The organism is Mesorhizobium sp. WSM4844 (assembly GCF_055811775.1).
In genome coordinates, this window is sequence record NZ_JBVVQB010000002.1 from 165,846 (window position 1) to 184,248 (window position 18,403).

Genomic DNA, 18,403 nt, shown 5'->3' on the forward strand with positions numbered 1-18,403 from the left:
GCAGTTCCTGCCGGCAATCGCGCGCGATGTGGAAGACTTCTCACAGCGCCGTCAGGTCGCTGATCAGCCCCGATGCCACCGACAGCCGCGACACGGTGATGTCGCCGCCCTCGGTCAGCGCTTGCAGCCGCTCGCGGATGCGCCCGACCCTCTCGCCGCCGGCCTCCAGCCATGCCGCCACCGGGTCCGCCGCCCCGGCATGGCCGGTGAGCGCCGCCACGGCGATGCCGCGCCTGGCTGCGCCGATCATGTCGGTGGCGCGGAAAAGCGCCAATTGATCGTAGTAGTCGGACGGCGCGATCGAGCGCGCCGCATCCTCGACGCGCGGAATGCGGAAGGCATCGCTGACCGCGAAAAACGCCTTGGCGGCGGCGATGATGTCGGCGTTGGCCGTTCGGGCCGTCAGCGCGATGTCTGGCACGACGCCGACCACATCGGTCAGCGCCAGATGTTCTGCCAGCTGTTCGGGCGCGCCGCCCTTGGCCAGACCATGCCGTCGCTCCTCTATCCGCTCGCGCGAGAAGGCCGGAAGCAGCGAAGGGAGCTTCGGCTCCAGTGCCTTGCGGGCGTTCTGCAATTCGGCGATCCGTTGGCCCAGCGGAGCGGTGCTGGTATCGTTCTTGAGATACCAGCCGCTGGCGACATAGGTAAGCCGACTGACGGCTTGATAAAGGTCGAGCTGCACCTGCCCGTCGATCTGGTTGTCGAGCGCGTCGATCTGGCGATAGAGCGCCGGCAAGCCAAAGCCGTCGCGCACCACAGCGAAGGTCCGGACCACGTCGGCCGTGCTGCGGCCGGTTGCTTCCTGCAGCCTGTTGACGAAGGGGGGGCCGCCGCGATTGACCAGATCATTGGCGACGACACGGGCGATGATTTCGCGGCGCAGGCGATGGCCATGGATTTCGGCCGCGAATTTCTTCGTCATACGGTCCGGAAAATAGCCCATCAGGTCACGGTCGAAATGCGGATCGTCCGGCACGTCGCTGGCGACGATGTCGGAAAACAGCACGATCTTGGCATAGGCCAACAGCACGCCGAGCTCGGCCCTGGTCAGCGGCTCGCCGCGCGCCTCGCGCTCGGCAAGGGCTGCCGGCGACGGCAGAGCCTCGACATTGCGGTCGAGCAGGCCGCGCGCCTCGAGCGCTGCCATGAAACGGCTCTGATGGGCGATATCGGCAAGGCCGCGCTTGCGGGCAAGGGACAGCGCCAGCGTCTGCTCGTAATTGTTGGACAGCACCAGCGCGCTTACCTCGTCGGTCATCTCGGCGAGAAGCTTGTTGCGCGCTGGGCGAGTCAGCGCCCCCTTGCGCATGGCGGAAGCCAGCGCGATCTTGATGTTGACCTCGACGTCGGAGCAGTTGACGCCGCCCGAATTGTCGATGGCGTCGGAATTGCAGCGCCCGCCATTCAGCCCGAACTCGATGCGGGCCCGCTGCGTCGCGCCAAGATTGGCGCCCTCGCCGATGACCTTGGCGCGCACTTCGAGCGCAGTCACCCGAATGGCATCGTTGGCGCGATCGCCGGCGTCCTGGTTGGTTTCCGTCGATGCCCTGAGATAGGTGCCGATGCCGCCGAACCACAAAAGGTCGACCGGCGCCTTGAGGATGGCGCTCATGATCTCGACCGGCGAGGCGGTCGTCTTGCCGAGGCCGATCGCCGCGGCCGCGGCCGGCGGCAGCGTGATCGATTTCTGGCTGCGCGAGACGATGATGCCGCCTTCGGACAGTTTTGTCTTGTCGTAGTCCTGCCAGCTCGAACGGGCGAGGGCGAACATGCGCCGGCGCTCGGCCATCGAAGCTGCCATGTCGGGAGCTGGATCGATGAAGATGTCGCGATGGTCGAAAGCGGCGATCAGCCGGGTCTGCTCGGACAAAAGCATGCCGTTGCCGAACACGTCGCCCGACATGTCGCCGACGCCGACAACGGTGAAGGGTGTGGTCTGGATATCGCGGTTCATCTCGCGGAAATGCCGTTTGACCGCTTCCCAGGCGCCCTTGGCGGTGATGCCCATCTTCTTGTGATCGTAGCCGGCCGAGCCGCCGCTGGCGAAGGCGTCGTCGAGCCAGAAGCCATGCTTCTCGCTGATGGCATTGGCGGTGTCGGAGAAGGTTGCGGTGCCCTTGTCGGCGGCGACGACGAAATACGGGTCGTCCTGGTCGCGCCGCACGACCCCATCCGGCGGAATGACGCCGTCGAGGCCGATATTGTCGGTGATCGACAACAGGCTGGAGACGTAATTCTTGTAGGCGGACGCGCCGGCTTCGAAGATGGCGTCGCGACCGGCACCCATTGGCAGCTTCTTCGGATAGAAACCGCCCTTGGCGCCAACCGGCACGATCACGGCATTCTTGACCTGCTGCGCCTTGACCAGGCCGAGCACCTCGGTGCGGTAGTCCTGGGCGCGATCCGACCAGCGCAGGCCGCCGCGGGCGACCGGGCCGAAGCGCAGATGCACGCCCTCGACCTCGGAGCCGTAGACGAAGATCTCCCGCCACGGCCGCGGCGCCGGCAGGCCGTCGATCGCTTGCGAGTCGAGCTTGATCGCCAGCGACTGGCCCTTCTTCTTCAGATCGGGAACGAAATGATTGGTGCGCAGCGAGGCTTCGATCAGGTTGAGGTAGCGACGGATAATGGTGTCGTCATCGATGTTGGGAACCTCTTCCAGCGCATCCCTGACCTTGGCCTTGAGGTGCCTGGCCGCGACCACCCCTTCCGTCTGCGCCGTCGGTCCGAGGCGAGCGACGAACAGCTCATGCAGGCCACGCGCGATCTCGGGATAGCGGTTGAGTGCGGCGGCAATGAAATCCTGGCTTTGCGGGATCCCGGCCTGCTGCAGATAGCGGCCGTAGGCGCGCAGGATGGAAACCTCGCCCGACCACAGGCCGGCGGTCTGGGCAAGGCCGTTATAGCCGTCATTGTCGATGTCGCCGCGCCAGACGGAAAGGAACGCGTCTTCGAACAGCGCGCCGCGATCGCCAAGGTCGATTGGCTTGCCGTAGCTGTTTTCGAGCTCCATGTCGTGGATGAAGACCATGCCCGGCTGATCACTATCGATCATACCGGAAGCCTCGTCCCCGACCTCGAAGGTGCGCTCGCTGATCACGCGGAAACCGATGTTCTCCAGCACCGGCACCCGCCGCGACAGCGCCACCGGGCTGCCATGGTGATAGATCTTCAGCGCCGCCTGATGCGGTTCCTGGTTGGCATGACGATAGTAGTCGATGGCGATCGGATTGGCCGCGCTGATCCTGGCGATGCGACCAGCATCGGCCAACGCCTCCGCCGGCGAGAAGCTGTCGCGATAGCTTCCCGAGAAGCGCGAGGCGATCGCCGTGAGCGCCGCGTCGGCGCCGGTCTCTTCGGCGGTCTCGCGCAGAATGTCGTCCCAGGTCCGCACGATGGCGCGGATCGCAGCCTCGATCGTCGCCTGGTCGACCTTCGGCGTCCTGCCGCCGGAACGGCCGATGATGAAGTGGACACGAGCCAGCCCGCCTTCCGGGAAGGCCGGGTAGTAGGCCGAAAGCCGGCCCTGGAACATCGTCTTCAGATAGGTGCCGATCTTCTCGCGCACGACGCTGTCGTAGCGGTCGCGCGGCACGAAAACGAGGATCGAGACGAAACGGTCGAACTGATCGGCGCGCACCAGCGCCCTGACGCGCGGCCGCTCGATCAGCCCCAGAATGGCTTCGGCGTGCTTGCGCAGGATCGGCACCGGAACCTGGAACAGCTCGTCGCGCGGATAGCTCTCCAGCACGTTGATCAGTGCCTTGCCGGAGTGATCTTCAGGGTTGAAACCGGATTTGGCGATGATGGTTTCGGCTTTCGACCTGAGATAGGGGATCTTCATCACCGAGCGCGTGTAGGCAGTCGAGGTGAACAGGCCGACAATGCGCAGCTCGCCGGCAAGCACGCCCTTGGCGGTGTAGGTCTTGACGCCGATGTAATCGAGATAGATGCGGCGGTGCACCGACGATTTGGCATTGGCCTTGGTGACGATCAGCGGTTCCGGCCCGTGCAGGAAGGCGCGGATTTCCGGCGTCGTCGACACCGCTTCGGTGCCGCGCCGCAGCACCAACACGTCGGGATCGGAGAGGATGCCGAGGCCGGGCTTTTCGGTGCGCTCCAGGGTGCCGCTCTTCTCGCCGCCGGTATATTTGAACTCGCGCATGCCGAGGAAGGTGAAATTGTCGTCGCGCAGCCATTCGAGGAGGGCGATCGCTTCGGTGACGTTGGCCTTGTCGAGCGGCACCGGAGCGTAGCGGAACTCGGAGATTGCCTGGTCGAGGCGGGCCAGCATCGGCTTCCAGTCGGTGACGGCGGCGCGCACCTGGCCCAATATTTTCTTCAGCCGGTCAGCCAATGCCTCGGCCTGCTCGGACGAAAGACGGCCGATATGGACGTGGATGACGCTCAGCCGTTCATGACTGTGATCGCCCTTGGCGAAGCCGCCATCGCCGAGGATTTCGTCGACGCCGCTCTTACCGTGCCTGACGACGATGACCGGATGGGTAACCAGCAGCGGTTCGCCGGCGCTCTCGGTGATCTCGCCGAGGATGGAATCGAACAGGAACGGCATGTTGTCGTTGACGACGGTGATCACCGTCATCGGCCTGCCCTGGCGCACGACACCGGAATCAACCTCTATGGCGACGACGCAATCGCCCTTCTTGTGCCTGGCGACGGCGCGTCCGGCGAGATCGGCTGCGCGTTCGAGGGCGGTGACCTCATAGGCGGCGACATCTTCGGCCGGCGCACGGGCCAGCAGGTAATCGGCAAGCCTGCCGGGTTTCTCGCTGCCCTTGGCCGTGCTTATCTTTTTCAACTGGCTTGCAGATTTCAGGCCGGCCATGTCGCTAAATCCCTCCCGTCATATGTTTTGCGACTATGGTAGCAGATGACCGATATTTGGCGACAAAGGTTTGACCGCTTGCGACGAAATGTCGGGATTCGCCGGTGGGTCACCGAAAATGAGGAGAAAATCCGCCATGAAAGACAAAATCATCGCACCTGACCTCGTGCCTGCGGAACTGAGCGAAGCGACGAAAGCCTATTTCGCCAAATGCGAGGAGAAGCTCGGTCTCGTTCCCAACGTGCTTTTGGCCTACGCTTTCGATGAGACGAAGCTGCGCGCCTTCACCGACATACCACGCGATGGCGCGGTGAGAGCATGGCGGTTGCGAGCCAACCGGACCTCACATTAGTGATTCGCATTCTCGTTGCTTGTTTTTCGGTTTGGTCCGATGATCGCCCTGCGGCGTGACCGCATGTCGGTTCGACGCCCGCCGATCAACGGAAGATCAACGGAGGAGAACATGGCGAAATTTCTCTATGTCTATCACGGCTCCGGCAAGATGCCGACCGACGAGGCCGAACGGCAAGCGGCGATGGATGCCTGGAACGGCTGGTACGGCAAGCTTGGCTCGGCCGTGGTCGACGGTGGCAATCCGGTCGGCATGTCGAAGACCGTGCTGCCCGGCGGCAAAGTCGAGAACAATGGCGGCAGCAATCCGACCGCCGGTTACACAATCATCGAAGCGAACGACATTGACGATGCCGTCGCCAAGGCCAAGGATTGTCCTATCCTGAAGGACCCGGGTTTCAGCGTCGAGATCGCGCCGATCATCGAAATGGGCTGACGCACCGGCTCAGGATCGAGCCGCAATCGCCGCCGCGGCACCGGCCATGGTGGTGGCGCTGACGCGGTTGGCGATCTTCATCGCCCGCCTGCTCTTCAAGAGTTTTCGCGCCTGCGCTGCCGCCAGCACCCAGGCCAGATCGATGGCGACCAGAACCACGGCCATGGTCAGCGTCAGCTCGATCCAGCCGACGACCGTCACTGAGGCGAGATCGATGATGGTCGGCAGCAGCGCCAGGTAGAACATCATGATCTTGGGGTTGCCGAGCGTCACCGCCATGCCGGCAAAGAACAGTTTGACGGCCGACTCCTCGCGCGGCATCTCGCCTTCGCGCGCCTCGACTGGGGCCGTCCACATCTTCCAGGCGAGGTAGGCGAGATAGGCGACGCCGACCCATTTCAGCACGACGAAGGCAAGATGGAAGGTCTGCGCCACCACCGCCAACCCGAACACCGCCAGCGACAGCCAGATGGCCTCGCCGATCCACATGGCGAGCAGGAATGGAAACACGTCGCGAAAGCCCTTTGCGATGACCCGCGCCACCAGGGCAGCAATCGAGGGGCCCGGCGAGCCCGCGGCGACGAAAAGGGCGGCGGCGAAGATCAAAAGCGAGGTGACGTGCATGACCGGGATCTTTGCTTGAGACGTTGATCGGTTCAATTGTAGCGGAAGTGTTCCACCGGCGGTAGCATCGGTCAAGGAAGAGGCTTGCCGGCTTGACACCGCGCGGCTAGAAGTTTCGTCCCGACACAATTTCGAGCTTCACTTTGCCTACGTAACCGCCGGTCTCGTCAACTCCCCCGACACAATGCATGGCGCCGCATTCGCAGCGTCTGTTTCATATCATGTGTTCCTCAGGGCGGCGGTTCGAGACCGGTTTGGCACTGCTGAACCGCTGTCGCGTTTTGCCACCCGCGACATCTGATTCCCGACCACCGCAGCCTCTCGCCACGCCGTGCCCGCATGGGCATCTCGACATCGCCGATCTGACGAACTTCCCGACGGGAAGGGCTTTTCGGCATGTCTTCGACACTGCGTATCCGCTGGACGATCGCACCCAAAACCGCACCTCGACCGCACATCAACTGCAACCGCTGCAACAGCCTGAAGGCTTACCACAGCAGCGGGAAATTCCGCGTCAACGCCAACGGTAAACGCATCGATGCGTGGCTGATCTATCGCTGCGTCGATTGCGACAATTCCTGGAATTTCGGTATTCTGGAGCGGTGCAACCGCCGCGACATCGAGTCTGCGCTGCTGCAGGCACTCGAAAGCAACGACCCGGCCCTGGCGCGTCGCCATGCTTTCGATGCTGTCGCACTGCGAAGCAGGGTCGGGCGCGTCGAGGAGTTTCCTGAAGCCGCCGTTCACAAGCAGGTGCTCGGGGAGAGGCCGGAAAACACCACCGCTCTAGGGCTCCAGCTCAGGCTCGAAATGCCGACAGCGCTGCGGCTCGACCGGTTGCTCGCCGGTGAACTCGACATCTCGCGATCGCGGCTCCAGGCCTGGGACGCGAAGAGACTGCTGGTCGTTGATCCGGATGGTGCCAAAGCCTTGCGCAAGCCGGCTCGGGCGGGAACGGTGATGCGCATCGATCTGGCCCGCGAATCCGATCGCGAGGCCATCATCTCGGCTGCCGGCCGGTAAAGTAAAATGGGAGGAAGCACGCGCGTGCTCCCTTCCTCACAATCGCTGAGAAGAAATGGCCTTACGCCGCGCCGACCACTTTCGCCGACTTCTCAAAACGCTTGCGCTCGTTCGGGTCGAGATAGAGCTTGCGCAGGCGGATGGTCTTCGGCGTCACTTCGACCAGCTCGTCGTCCTGGATCCAGGCCAGCGCGCGTTCCAGCGTCATGCGGATCGGCGGCGTCAGCTTCACCGCCTCATCCTTGCCGGCGGCGCGGATGTTGGTCAGCTTCTTGCCCTTCAGCACGTTCACTTCGAGGTCGTTGTCGCGTGAATGGATGCCGATGATCATGCCCTGATAGACCTTGACGCCCGGATCGATGACCATCGGGCCGCGGTCTTCCAGGTTCCACATCGCATAGGCCACCGACTCGCCCTGCTCGTTGGAGATCAGCACGCCGTTGGTGCGGCCCGGCAGCTCCCCCTTGTAAGGCTCGTAGGCATGGAACAGCCGGTTCATGACTGCTGTGCCGCGCGTATCGGTCAACAGTTCCGACTGATAGCCGATCAGGCCGCGCGTCGGCGCGTGGAAGACGATGCGCTGGCGGTTGCCGCCTGACGGGCGCAATTCGACCATCTCGGCCTTGCGCTCCGACATTTTTTGCACGACGACGCCGGCATGTTCCTCGTCGACGTCGATGACGACTTCCTCGACCGGCTCGAGCAACTCGCCATTCTCGCCCTTCTGCATGACGACGCGCGGCCGCGACACGGCAATCTCGAACCCTTCGCGGCGCATCGTCTCGATCAGCACGGCAAGCTGCAATTCGCCGCGGCCGGAGACGAAAAACGAATCCTTGTCAGGCGATTCCTCGATCTTCAGCGCGACATTGCCTTCGGCCTCGCGCAGCAGGCGGTCGCGGATGACGCGGCTGGTCACCTTGTCGCCCTCGGTGCCGGCCAGCGGGCTATCGTTGACGAGGAACGACATCGTCACAGTCGGCGGATCGATCGGCTGCGCATGCAGCGGCTCGGTCACCGACGGGTCGCAGAACGTGTCGGCGACGGTGCCCTTCGACAGGCCGGCGATGGCGACGATGTCACCCGCCTGCGCCTCGTCGATCGGCTGGCGCTCGAGCCCGCGGAAAGCCAGGATCTTCGAGATACGGCCGGTTTCAACCTGGGTGCCGTCATGATGCAGCACCTTGACCGCCTGGTTGGATTTCAGCGTGCCGGATTCAATGCGGCCGGTGATGATGCGGCCAAGGAACGGATTGGCCTCCAGGATGGTGCCGATCATCCGGAACGGGCCGGGATGGACGGTCGGCGCCGGCACATGCTCGATGACGAGGTCGAACAGCGGCGCCAGACCCTGGTCCTTGGGGCCTTCGGGGTTTTCCGAGACCCAGCCGTCGCGGCCCGAGCCGTAAAGGATCGGGAAGTCGAGCTGCTCGTCGGTGGCGTCGAGCGCTGCAAACAGGTCGAACACTTCGTTGACCACCTCGACGTGGCGGGCGTCCGGCCGGTCGATCTTGTTGATGACGACGATCGGCTTCAATCCGACCTTGAGCGCCTTGCCGACGACGAATTTTGTCTGCGGCATCGGCCCTTCGGCGGCGTCGACCAGCACGATGGCCGAATCAACCATCGACAGGATGCGCTCGACTTCACCGCCGAAATCGGCGTGGCCGGGGGTGTCGACGATGTTGATGCGGGTATCCTTCCAATCGACCGAGGTCGCCTTGGCCAGGATGGTGATGCCGCGTTCCTTTTCGAGGTCGTTCGAATCCATGGCGCGTTCGGCAACGCGCTGGTTGTCGCGGAACGAACCGGACTGTTTCAGGAGCTGGTCGACGAGGGTGGTTTTCCCATGGTCGACGTGCGCGATGATCGCGATATTACGAATTTTCATGTTGTGGTCTCGGGAGCGTTGCAGGCAGCAGGCCAAAAGGCGCTGCCTCTTTCGGTTGGGCGGCTCATACAGGGTTTTTCGCAATTGCGAAAGAGGAGGCGTGCCACCAAATACATGGTCACCAAATCTTAAGCGTCTTGGTGTGAAATTGAATTATTAACCAAAGCGGAACCTTTCACGGTCGGGACAGTTCAAATTTCATGAGCAAAACGGGCATCAGATACCGGCCAATCCTCGCATGGGCTGCCCTCGCCGTTCTGCTTGCGGCAGGCGTGGCACAGTCGGCCGCGACGTCGAAGGAGCCTGCCCCGCCGTCCGACACCCGAACGGCCGAGCAGTTGTTTGCCGACGCTCCCGATGGCGTCGACCCGGTGGTGACCGGGCCGGTCAGCGCCGCCTTCAAGCAAAGGCAGGAGGCCGCCAACTGCGACAGCGCTGTTTGGCCCAATATTCCGACCGTTTGCTATCCGGACTGACGACCGCCGACGGCGGTAGTCATCCCGAGATACCGTTCCGCTGCGATCCTTCACGCCCTCCTCTCCCCTGCCGGGCATCTCCCCCACGAGGGGGGAGATCGGACGTCGCCGCCGCTTTCGCCAACCTCCAATGTTGCAGGCGCGAGCGGAGCGCCCAAGCTGCCAATCTCCCCCCATGTGGGGGAGATGTCCGGCAGGACAGAGGGGGGCGCTGTCCCGCCTGCGTTTTGGCCATTATTGAACCCAGTCCCCTCACGCCGAATGCACCGGGTCGAGCGTGACCTTGTAGAGTTCATTGTCGTCGCGATCCATCAGCCGCACCGTCATCCGTTCAGTGGCGCCATCGATGTCGACGAGGCCGAAGAACTGCAGGCCGGCCGAGGGTGGCAGGTTCTGCCCCTGCTCGGCGGTTGGCGCCTTGATGAATTTCAGCTCCGGGCCGAAGGTCATGTCGAAATCATTGGGTCCGTAGGTGCCGGCGTGGAGCGGACCCGAGACGAATTCCCAGAACGGATTGAAGTCCTGGAACTGCGCCTTGTCGGGATTGTAGTAATGCGCCGCCGTGTAGTGCACGTCGGCGGTCAGCCAGACGGTGTTGGTGACGCCGGCATTCCTTATGTAGCGAAGGAGGTCGGCAATTTCCAGTTCGCGGCCCTTGGCCGGGCCATTGTCGCCATTGCTGACGGCCTCGGCGCCGGCCTTGTTGGCGGCGTCGTTCCAGACGACGAGACCAAGCGGCATGTCGGCGGCAATGATTTTCCAGGTCGCGTTGGAGTTTGCCAGTTCGCGCTTCAGCCACTTCATCTGCTGTTCGCCGAGGATGCGCGATTGCGGCGTCACCGTATCCTGCATGCCAGGACCGTTGGCGCCGCGATAGGAGCGCATGTCGAGGAAGAACACATCGAGCAGCGGCCCGTAGGCGATCTTGCGATAGACGCGGCCCGGTTCCGACGGCTCGTAGCGGATCGTCGTCATCTCGTGGAAGGCGCGTGCCGCGCGTGCCGCCAGCACATGGATGTTTTTTTCCGAGTAGCGGTCGTCGGCGCTCAGGTTCTTCGAATCCGACCAGTTGTTGACCACCTCGTGGTCGTCCCACTGATAGAAGGTCGGGCAGATGGCGTTGAGCCCCAGCACATGTCTGTCCATCATGTTGTACTTCCACTGGCCGCGGTACTCGTCCAGCGTCTCGGCAACCTTGCGCTTTTCGTCGATGAGGACCTTGTTCTTCCACTTGCTGCCGCCGGGCAGCTCGACCTCGTCCTTCATCGGGCCGTCGGCATAGATGGTGTCGCCGGAATGCAGGAAGAAGTCGGGCGTATGCTTGCCGATCGTGGCATAGGTCTTCATGCCGGTGTCGTCGATGCCCCAGCCCTGGCCGGCGGTATCGCCCGACCAGGCGAAGCGGATGTCGCGTTTCGAGGCCGGCGCCGTGCGAAAGCGGCCGACGATCGGCTCGGAGACGGCGTTGATGTCGGCAAGATCGGCCGCGACCATGCGGTAGAAGATGTCCTGGTCGGAGGTAAGATCGGTGAGCAGCCGCTTTACCGTGTAATCGCTGGCCGGCGACGTATCGAGCGGCGCAAGGCGCAAGGTATTGGCGAAATTCTCCGTCGACGAGACTTCGAACATGACGCGCGAAGGGCGGTCGGTCCGCGTCCACACCACGCCGCTGGTTGCGTCGACATCGCCCGACTGGATGCCATGGGTGAAGGCGGGCCGCTGATTGGCGCGCGAATAATAGGGAAGCGCGAGGCCCGATACGCCGACGAGGCCGGCGGCGCTCGCCGACGTGACAAAAGCGCGGCGCGAAATCTTGTTCATGGCTGTCTCCTGGATGGCTTAAACGTCGCCGCCAAGGTCCAGCCTCAATGTTTCACGCACATCTCGAAACCATGAAGGTTTTCTGACGATCAACAGGCTGGCGAATCTCCCCCCTCGAGGGGGAGATGTTGCCGAAGGCGACAGAGGGGGTCGTGTCGCGTGGAGCGCCAACCTCCTGCGTCTGCGATAAGGGGCCGAGCCCGGTCGGACCGACCCCCTCTGGCCGCTTCGCGGCCATCTCCCCCTCAAGGGGGGAGATTAGCGCTCGACCGTCACAGCTCAAGCCGCCTGCGGGTTCGGCTCGAAGGCCGGACGGCTGGTGTTGATCAACAGCGAGATGCAGGCTGCGGCTATTGCCGTCATGCCGGCGATGAGGAAGGCAGTTTCGTAATTGCCCTGCAATTCACGCATGGTGCCGCCGAAGAAGGCGGCCGCCGCTGCACCCACCTGATGGCCGGCGACGATCCAGCCGAAGACGATCGGCCCGCTGCGGTCGCCGAACGCCTCGTTCGACAGCCTGAGCGTCGGCGGCACGGTGGCGATCCAGTCCAATCCGTAGAGCACGGCGAAGATGATCAAGCTGGTCGACGAAAAGCCGGAATAAGGCAGATAGATCAGCGACAGGCCGCGGATGCCATAATAGACGCCGAGCAGCTTGCGCGGGTCGAAACGGTCGGTGAGCCAGCCCGACAGCGTCGTGCCGATCAGGTCGAAGATGCCCATCAGCGACAGCAGGCCGGCGGCTTGCACCTGGCCGATGCCCATGTCGCCGCAAAACGCGATCAGGTGCGTTCCGACCAGTCCGTTGGTGGTGAAGCCGCAGATGAAGAAAGTGGCGAACAGATACCAGAACACGCGCGTGCCGGCGGCACGACGCAGTGTGCTGAACGTGTGGGTGAGGAAATTGCCCTGCGAGGCCGGCGGAACCGGCGGCACGTCGTCGACGTCCGCGCCGTAGCGCACCATGCCGATCGCGGACGGCCGTTCCGGCACCAGCAGCCAGACCAGCGGCACCAGGCAGGCGGTGGCGACCGCAATGGCGATGGCGACAGGCTTCCAGCCGCCCGACTGGGCGAGCGCGGCGAGCAACGGCAGGAACACCAGCAGGCCGGTGGCGGCCGAGGCCGACATCAGCCCCATCACCAGGCCGCGATTGGTCTTGAACCAGCGATTGACGATGGTGGCGCCGAGCACCGTGGCGACCGCGCCGGAACCGACGCCGGAGAATACGCCCCAGGTGAGAAGCAGGTGCCACGGCTGGGTCATCAACAGGCTGAGCGCCGTCGAGCCCGACATCAGCACCAGCGCCGCCAGCAGCGTGCGGCGCAGCCCGATCCGTTCCATCAGTGCCGCGGCAAACGGCCCGGTCAGGCCGTAGAGGAAGATGCCGATGGCCGCGGCGAGCGAGACGACATCGCGCCGCCAGCCGAAACTCTCCTCCAGCGGCAGCATCATGACGGCCGGCGCCGACCGCAGGCCCGCCGCGATCAGCAGGCACAGGAAAATGACGGCGACCACGACGAAAGCATAGCGCTGGCCAAACGGGCGGGATCGAGCTATCATGTTACTGACCGGTACGTTTCAATGCATGGGAGCATACGTACCGATCGGTAACATTGTCAAGCAGGCAACGGCACGTCCAAGAATGAAAAGCATTGAACCAGCGATCAAAGCGGATGAACGGCCCCGCGCGGGCGAAAAAATCCTTCGCGTTGCCCGCGACCTGTTCTACCGGCAAGGCATCAGGGCGATCGGCGTCGACGAGATCGTGCGGCGCGCCGGCGTCACCAAGCCCAGCCTCTATCGCAGCTTTCCCTCCAAGGACGAATTGGCCGCGTCCTATCTGCGGCAATACGACCTCGAGTTCTGGGCCCGCTTCGACGCGGCGGTGGCTGCCCATCCCGGCGATCCGCGCGCGCAGATCGCCGCCTTCCTGACCCGCATCGGCAAGCGCACGCAAAAACCCGACTATCGCGGCTGCGGCATGACCAATGCGGCCGTCGAATATCCCGAACGCGGCCACCCGGCGCGGGTGGTGAGCGAGGCCAACAAGCAGGAATTGCGCCGACGCCTGCGCGCCATGGCGGCGGCGATGGGTGCCGGCGACGCCGATACGCTGGGCGACGGGCTGCTGCTCCTGATCGAGGGCGCTTATATCAGCGGTCAGCTGTTCGGGGCCGGCGGACCGGCGAAGTCTGTGGCCCGCAATGCCGACCTGCTGATCGAAGCGAGCTTGAAGAAATAGCGTTTGACGATACCGTGCGGCAGCCCCGAAACGGAGTTGCCCGCGATGCGTGCTCTTTTGCTGATCCCGCTTGCCCTCGCCGGTCTCTGCCAGCCTGCCCGGGCCGGCGCCATTTCCAGTGCCTACACCGATCTCGACTGGAAGAAGGACTGCGTGACCTACGCGCAGGCGGAGGAAGGCGACGGCGACTGGGCCAGTCTCGCCTGTTCGGGCTATCGCGGCTACCCGGTGCTGATCGCCTACGACGACGCGCGGGAATCGCTGTTTTATGGTTTTCCGCCCAGCGACATGACCGCAGTCTGGGAAAGTTTTGTCGCCTTCAACACGGCGGCATCCAAACTCGAGTGGCGCATCGAGACGAACGGCGATCGCGCCGTCCCGTTTGCGGTCATTCATCGGCGCTCGATCAGCAATCCCGAGGTGGAGAACAAGCCGACCGACGTGCTGATCGTCGCCAAGGTCGGCCAACCGGAGACCTATGAAGGCTGCACCGTCGGCCTGGTGCTGGCCACCGGCAACCCCGGCGCCAACGACCAGGCACGCAAGCTCGCCGACGAGAAGGCGCGGACCTTTGCCTGCGGCAAGGACAAGCGCGTGGTTATCGGCAACGCACCCGCTTTCGGCCGCATCGACAATTAGGAGCGCGTCGCATTGAAAAGTAACGTCGGTCAGCGCTGCCCCTCATTGCCCTGCCGGGCATTTCTCCCCGTATAGTGATGGGCAGAAAGACGCAGCCATCAATGGTTTCGCCAATTACCACCGTTGCTGAATGGGCGCCAAGGTCGAGGTCAGCGGGCTTCTCCCCGTTCACGGGGAGAAGGTGCCGGCAGCGGGGCGGCGCTACGCCAGCAGTTTGCTCGCAACTTCAGGCGTTCGGCTACTTGCTTGCCTTGGCCCGTTCGATCGCCTCGACGATCATCTTCTTGGCGTAGGCGGCGTCGTGCCAGCCCTCGATCTTGACCCATTTGCCGGGTTCGAGATCCTTGTAGTGCTCGAAGAAGTGCTGCACCTGCTGGCGGGTGATGTCGGGCAGGTGCGTGTATTCGGTGACGTTCTCGTAGCGCAGCGTCAGCTTGGGCGACGGCACCGCGATGATCTTTTCGTCGAGGCCGGAATTGTCCTCCATCACCAGCACGCCGATCGGCCGCACATTGATGACGCAACCCGGCACCAGCGCCCGCGTGTTGCAGACCAGCACGTCGATCGGGTCGCCGTCACCCGACAGCGTGTGCGGCACGAAGCCGTAATTGCCGGGATAGCGCATCGAGGTGTGCAGGAAGCGGTCGACGAACAGCGTGCCGGCCTCCTTGTCCATCTCGTACTTGATCGGCTCGCCGCCGATCGGCACCTCGATGATGACGTTGATGTCCTCCGGCGGGTTCTTTCCGATGGCGATGGCTTCGATACGCATGGCTTTGTCCCTCTTTCGATTGGAAACCGATAGCGGGCAGCGACGCATGGTGCAATGCGGCGAATGGTACTGAAATCGGCTGAGGGTGCTGGCGAGAGGCGTGTCGAGCCGTCATTCCCAGACGAAGGCGACCTTCTTCAGAGCCTTCTGCTCGAAAACCTCGACGCCCTCGGCGACGTCGCGGCCGCCGGCGCCGGCATAGAAGGTGAGCGCGTTCTGGTTGTCCTCCAGCGCCCACACCACCATGCCTTTCAGCCCGTGGTCTGCCAGTCGCGCCCGTGCTGCCGAAAATAGCCGGCTGCCGAGCCCGATGCCCTGATATTCCGGGCGCACGTAAAGTTCGTAGATCTCGCCCTGCTGCTTGAGCTCGCGGGCGCGGTTCTTGCCGATCGTGGCGTAGCCGGCAACCTTGCCGCCGATCTCGACAACCAGGACGGTGGCGGCGCGGCGGATGGCGTTCGCCCACCAGTCGGCGCCGCGGCGGTTGATCATCGATGTCAGCGTGCGATGCGGGATGATGCCGGAGTAGGCGCCGCGCCAGGCCAGCAGGTGCACGTCGGCGATGGCGCTTGCGTCGCGCGGCTCGGCTTTCCTGATGTCGATGCTCAGCGTCTTCATGATTGGTTAACCATAAACCCGGATCGCCCGATTGCAAGAGTCCGGTCAGCCGGCTCCCAAGCTTTCGCACAGACGATAGACGTGCCGTTGAGTGCTGAAAAAACCGTTCGTAGCGACTCAGATTTCGACCAGATGGTCGTCGAGCTCGTTGCTGTCGCCGGAAGAAACCGGGAAATGCTCGGCCAGCACCGCAGCCGTCGCTTCGATCGCCTTGATGAAGCCGTCGGCGAGACGATCGTCGCGGGCATGCGCGGTAAGGTCGCGGACGACGCCGTCCCAGACATGCTGGCCGACGCGGCTGTCGATGCCGCTGTCGGCGATCACTTCGGCGTAGTGCTCGGCAATCGAAACGAAGACCAGCACGCCGGTGCGCGCCGTGGTGCGGTGGACGTTGCGGGCGAGGAACTGCTTTATCGCATTGGCGTGCGCGGCCTGGTAACGCAGCCGTCTCGGCACCAGGTGGATGCGCAAGCCGGGCAGCGCCCACAACAGCACAAGCACCGAGGCCATCGCCAGAAGCTGAGCGATGACGAAATGCGGCACGCGGATCGACAGCCACCACGCTTCCAGCCCGTAACTGACGGCGAGGCTGACGACGAGCATCGCCAGCGTCGACATGAAGGCCGCCGGAAAGAAATAGCCGTCGCTGGCATAGGCGACCACGCAGTAGATTTCGCCGTCGGTCTTCGATTCGGCGACGCGGATCGCTTTGGCGATGCGGTCATGGTCCTTGGGGCTGATCGGTCGAGTTGCCATGTCGTGTCTCACCAGCTTCCTGAAGATCCGCCGCCACCGGACGAGCCGCCGCCGCCCGAAAAGCCGCCACCGCCTGAGCCTCCTCCGCCCGACGACCAGCCTCCCCCGCCGGACGACCAGCCGCCAGACGATTGCCGGCCCGGCTCGAAAATCATGCCCAGCCAGCGATAGCGACCGGGGCCGATCTTCCGGCCGAAGATCGGCGGCAGGATGGAGGCGGCGATGCTGCCGAAGAAGATGATCGCCCAGATGCTTATGAAGATCGCAAAGAACAGATCGTCGGTGTTGAACGGCGGCTGCTGGTTGCGGGTCCCGCGCGCTTCCAGCTCTTCCGGATTGCCTTCCAGCACCATGACCATGTCGTCGACGGCCTTCATTATGCCGCCGGAGAAATCGCCGGCGCGGAAGGCCGGCACCATGTCGTTTTCGATGATCAGCCTGGTGTGCAGGTCGGTCAGCGTGCCTTCCAGCCCGTAGCCGACCTCGATGCGCATCTTGCGGTCGTCTTTGGCGACCAGCAAAAGCACGCCATTGTCCTCGCCGGCCTGGCCGAGCTTCCAGGCGCGGAACAGCCGGTTGGCGTAGGGCTCGATCTCCTCGCCGTCGAGGCCAGGAAGCGTCGCGACGACGATCTGGTCAGAGCTCTCGGCCTCGAAATCCGCAAGCTTGCGGGTCAGCGCCGCCTCGGTTGCGGCGTCGATGATGCCGGCATTGTCGACGACCCGCCCGGTCAGGGCAGGCAATTCGGCGGCAAGGGTGGCGTGGGGGAGGAAGAGAAGGCTTAGGGCGATGAACAGGAATGCCAGGCTGGCGTTCCGTCGCGCCCCCCGACGGAGTGCAAGGCTAATAGGGACCACGCTCACCAGCTGTTCGTCACCCGCCCTGCTGCGTGCCGAAATCGACCTTCGGCGTCTGCATCTTGTCTTCCTCGATGGTGAAATTGGCGAACGGCTGATTGTCGCGGAACCACAGGGTCGCCCAAATCACCGACGGGAAGGTCCGCAGCGTCAGATTATACGCCCGCACCGCCTCGATATAGTCGCGGCGGGCGACCGAGATGCGGTTCTCGGTGCCTTCGAGCTGCGCCTGCAGCGCCAGGAAATTCTGGTTGGCCTTGAGGTCGGGATAATTCTCCACCACTGCCAGCAACCGCGACAGCGCGCTGGTCAGGCCGGCTTGACTGTCCTGGAATCTCTTGACCGCTTCCGGATCGCTCAGCGTGTCGGGCGTCACCGTCACCTGCGTCGCCTTGGCGCGCGCCTCGACCACGGCATCGAGCGTATCCTTCTCATGCGCCGCATAGCCCTTGACCGTCTCGACCAGGTTGGGAATGAGATCGGCGCGGCGTTGGTACTGGTTCAGCACCTGGCTCCATGCGGCCTTGGCGTTTTCCTCCGCCGTCGGAATTGTGTTGTAGCCGCAGCCGGCCAGCAGCGGCAGCACGATCGCCATCATCAGCAAGGCTGGCAGGTTGCGGAAGACGAAAGGGGAGGAAAGGGCAGGCATGGAAAAATCCCTCAACAAGACTGACGGGCGAAGCATTACCACAATCCGCGCGCAAGAACATGACCTCGACCTGGGGCGCTGCTGGTGCTTTGTCATTCACTGTCAGGCCCTGTAACTGGCCGGGCGAACAGGTTAAAGTCGCTGCGAAAACAGGGCATAGCCATGGCGGGACGCCAGGACAGCGACGACGAATCGCGCCGCATCATCGAGCGCGTGGCAAGTGAAACCGACCCGGCCTCGGCCAAGGGCGCGCGCGATCACGTCACTGCAGCAGACGCCGACCGGGCGGACCCGATCGAATATTGGGGCACGCGCATCGGCCGGGCGCTGGGGCTCATTGTCGGCATTGGCCTGTTGATCTGGCTCGTGCTTTTCATCATCCAGGGTTAGGAACCT

The 18,403-nt window shown here is 63.7% G+C and carries 16 protein-coding genes and 1 pseudogene; 7 read left to right on the forward strand and 10 right to left on the reverse strand.

Annotation, left to right across the window (positions count from 1 at the left end; genetic code table 11):
• Positions 1 to 40 precede the first annotated feature (40 nt).
• On the reverse strand, positions 41 to 4,849 hold the full coding sequence (locus AC0L2A_RS02965; protein WP_473607429.1) for an NAD-glutamate dehydrogenase: 4,809 nt from the start codon (positions 4,847 to 4,849) through the stop codon (positions 41 to 43).
• A gap of 136 nt (positions 4,850 to 4,985) precedes the next feature.
• Here AC0L2A_RS02965 and AC0L2A_RS02970 point away from each other — a divergent pair.
• Together AC0L2A_RS02970 and AC0L2A_RS02975 are read left to right on the forward strand one after the other, a co-directional pair.
• A pseudogene (locus AC0L2A_RS02970) lies at positions 4,986 to 5,153 on the forward strand (peroxidase-related enzyme); the annotation flags it as partial.
• A gap of 159 nt (positions 5,154 to 5,312) precedes the next feature.
• The gene (locus AC0L2A_RS02975) at positions 5,313 to 5,636 is read left to right on the forward strand and encodes a YciI family protein (protein WP_091592503.1); all 324 of its coding nucleotides are present in this window, start codon (positions 5,313 to 5,315) and stop codon (positions 5,634 to 5,636) included.
• Between the two features lie 9 nt (positions 5,637 to 5,645).
• On the opposite strand, the gene AC0L2A_RS02980 is transcribed toward AC0L2A_RS02975, so the two are convergent.
• Complete coding sequence (locus AC0L2A_RS02980; protein ID WP_023800471.1) at positions 5,646 to 6,260, reverse strand: LysE family translocator; 615 nt, start codon at positions 6,258 to 6,260, stop codon at positions 5,646 to 5,648.
• Positions 6,261 to 6,656: 396 nt separating this feature from the next.
• Here AC0L2A_RS02980 and AC0L2A_RS02985 point away from each other — a divergent pair, with 396 nt between their 5' ends.
• Positions 6,657 to 7,283, forward strand: a complete 627-nt coding sequence (locus tag AC0L2A_RS02985; protein ID WP_473607431.1) for a DUF1062 domain-containing protein — start codon at positions 6,657 to 6,659, stop codon at positions 7,281 to 7,283.
• Positions 7,284 to 7,344: 61 nt separating this feature from the next.
• Here the strand turns inward: AC0L2A_RS02985 and typA are convergent, their stop codons facing one another.
• Positions 7,345 to 9,174: a translational GTPase TypA gene (gene typA, locus AC0L2A_RS02990; RefSeq protein ID WP_473492470.1), complete on the reverse strand. Its 1,830-nt coding sequence runs from the start codon at positions 9,172 to 9,174 to the stop codon at positions 7,345 to 7,347.
• Between the two features lie 200 nt (positions 9,175 to 9,374).
• On the opposite strand from typA, the gene AC0L2A_RS02995 reads away from it, so the two are divergent.
• Positions 9,375 to 9,650 (forward strand): hypothetical protein, encoded by a 276-nt coding sequence (locus AC0L2A_RS02995; protein WP_128168604.1) that lies wholly within the window; start codon positions 9,375 to 9,377, stop codon positions 9,648 to 9,650.
• A 252-nt stretch (positions 9,651 to 9,902) separates the two neighbouring features.
• Here the strand turns inward: AC0L2A_RS02995 and AC0L2A_RS03000 are convergent, their stop codons facing one another.
• Both AC0L2A_RS03000 and AC0L2A_RS03005 read right to left on the reverse strand, forming a co-directional pair.
• Positions 9,903 to 11,471 (reverse strand): alkaline phosphatase D family protein, encoded by a 1,569-nt coding sequence (locus tag AC0L2A_RS03000; RefSeq protein ID WP_473607432.1) that lies wholly within the window; start codon positions 11,469 to 11,471, stop codon positions 9,903 to 9,905.
• A gap of 279 nt (positions 11,472 to 11,750) precedes the next feature.
• The gene (locus tag AC0L2A_RS03005) at positions 11,751 to 13,034 is read right to left on the reverse strand and encodes an MFS transporter (RefSeq protein ID WP_473607433.1); all 1,284 of its coding nucleotides are present in this window, start codon (positions 13,032 to 13,034) and stop codon (positions 11,751 to 11,753) included.
• A gap of 82 nt (positions 13,035 to 13,116) precedes the next feature.
• On the opposite strand from AC0L2A_RS03005, the gene AC0L2A_RS03010 reads away from it, so the two are divergent.
• Entirely contained in the window at positions 13,117 to 13,716 is a 600-nt protein-coding gene (locus AC0L2A_RS03010) for a TetR/AcrR family transcriptional regulator (RefSeq protein WP_027154597.1), read from the forward strand.
• 45 nt (positions 13,717 to 13,761) lie between these two features.
• Positions 13,762 to 14,355 carry a hypothetical protein gene (locus tag AC0L2A_RS03015; RefSeq protein ID WP_473607435.1) on the forward strand — a complete coding sequence of 198 codons (594 nt, stop codon included), beginning with the start codon at positions 13,762 to 13,764 and terminating at the stop codon, positions 14,353 to 14,355.
• 238 nt (positions 14,356 to 14,593) lie between these two features.
• Here AC0L2A_RS03015 and ppa read toward each other — a convergent pair whose 3' ends face one another.
• The 5 genes from ppa to AC0L2A_RS03040 all read right to left on the reverse strand — a co-directional run bounded on the left by ppa (position 14,594) and on the right by AC0L2A_RS03040 (position 18,007).
• Entirely contained in the window at positions 14,594 to 15,127 is a 534-nt protein-coding gene (gene ppa / locus AC0L2A_RS03020) for an inorganic diphosphatase (protein WP_023800478.1), read from the reverse strand.
• A 111-nt stretch (positions 15,128 to 15,238) separates the two neighbouring features.
• Complete coding sequence (locus tag AC0L2A_RS03025; protein WP_023800479.1) at positions 15,239 to 15,745, reverse strand: GNAT family N-acetyltransferase; 507 nt, start codon at positions 15,743 to 15,745, stop codon at positions 15,239 to 15,241.
• A 117-nt stretch (positions 15,746 to 15,862) separates the two neighbouring features.
• Positions 15,863 to 16,501 carry a TPM domain-containing protein gene (locus AC0L2A_RS03030; protein WP_473607436.1) on the reverse strand — a complete coding sequence of 213 codons (639 nt, stop codon included), beginning with the start codon at positions 16,499 to 16,501 and terminating at the stop codon, positions 15,863 to 15,865.
• Positions 16,502 to 16,509: 8 nt separating this feature from the next.
• The gene (locus AC0L2A_RS03035) at positions 16,510 to 17,358 is read right to left on the reverse strand and encodes a TPM domain-containing protein (RefSeq protein WP_473607533.1); all 849 of its coding nucleotides are present in this window, start codon (positions 17,356 to 17,358) and stop codon (positions 16,510 to 16,512) included.
• Positions 17,359 to 17,374: 16 nt separating this feature from the next.
• Positions 17,375 to 18,007: a LemA family protein gene (locus AC0L2A_RS03040; protein WP_473607438.1), complete on the reverse strand. Its 633-nt coding sequence runs from the start codon at positions 18,005 to 18,007 to the stop codon at positions 17,375 to 17,377.
• Positions 18,008 to 18,169: 162 nt separating this feature from the next.
• Between AC0L2A_RS03040 and AC0L2A_RS03045 the strand changes: the two genes are divergently transcribed.
• Entirely contained in the window at positions 18,170 to 18,397 is a 228-nt protein-coding gene (locus tag AC0L2A_RS03045) for a hypothetical protein (protein WP_473607439.1), read from the forward strand.
• Positions 18,398 to 18,403: the final 6 nt, after the last annotated feature.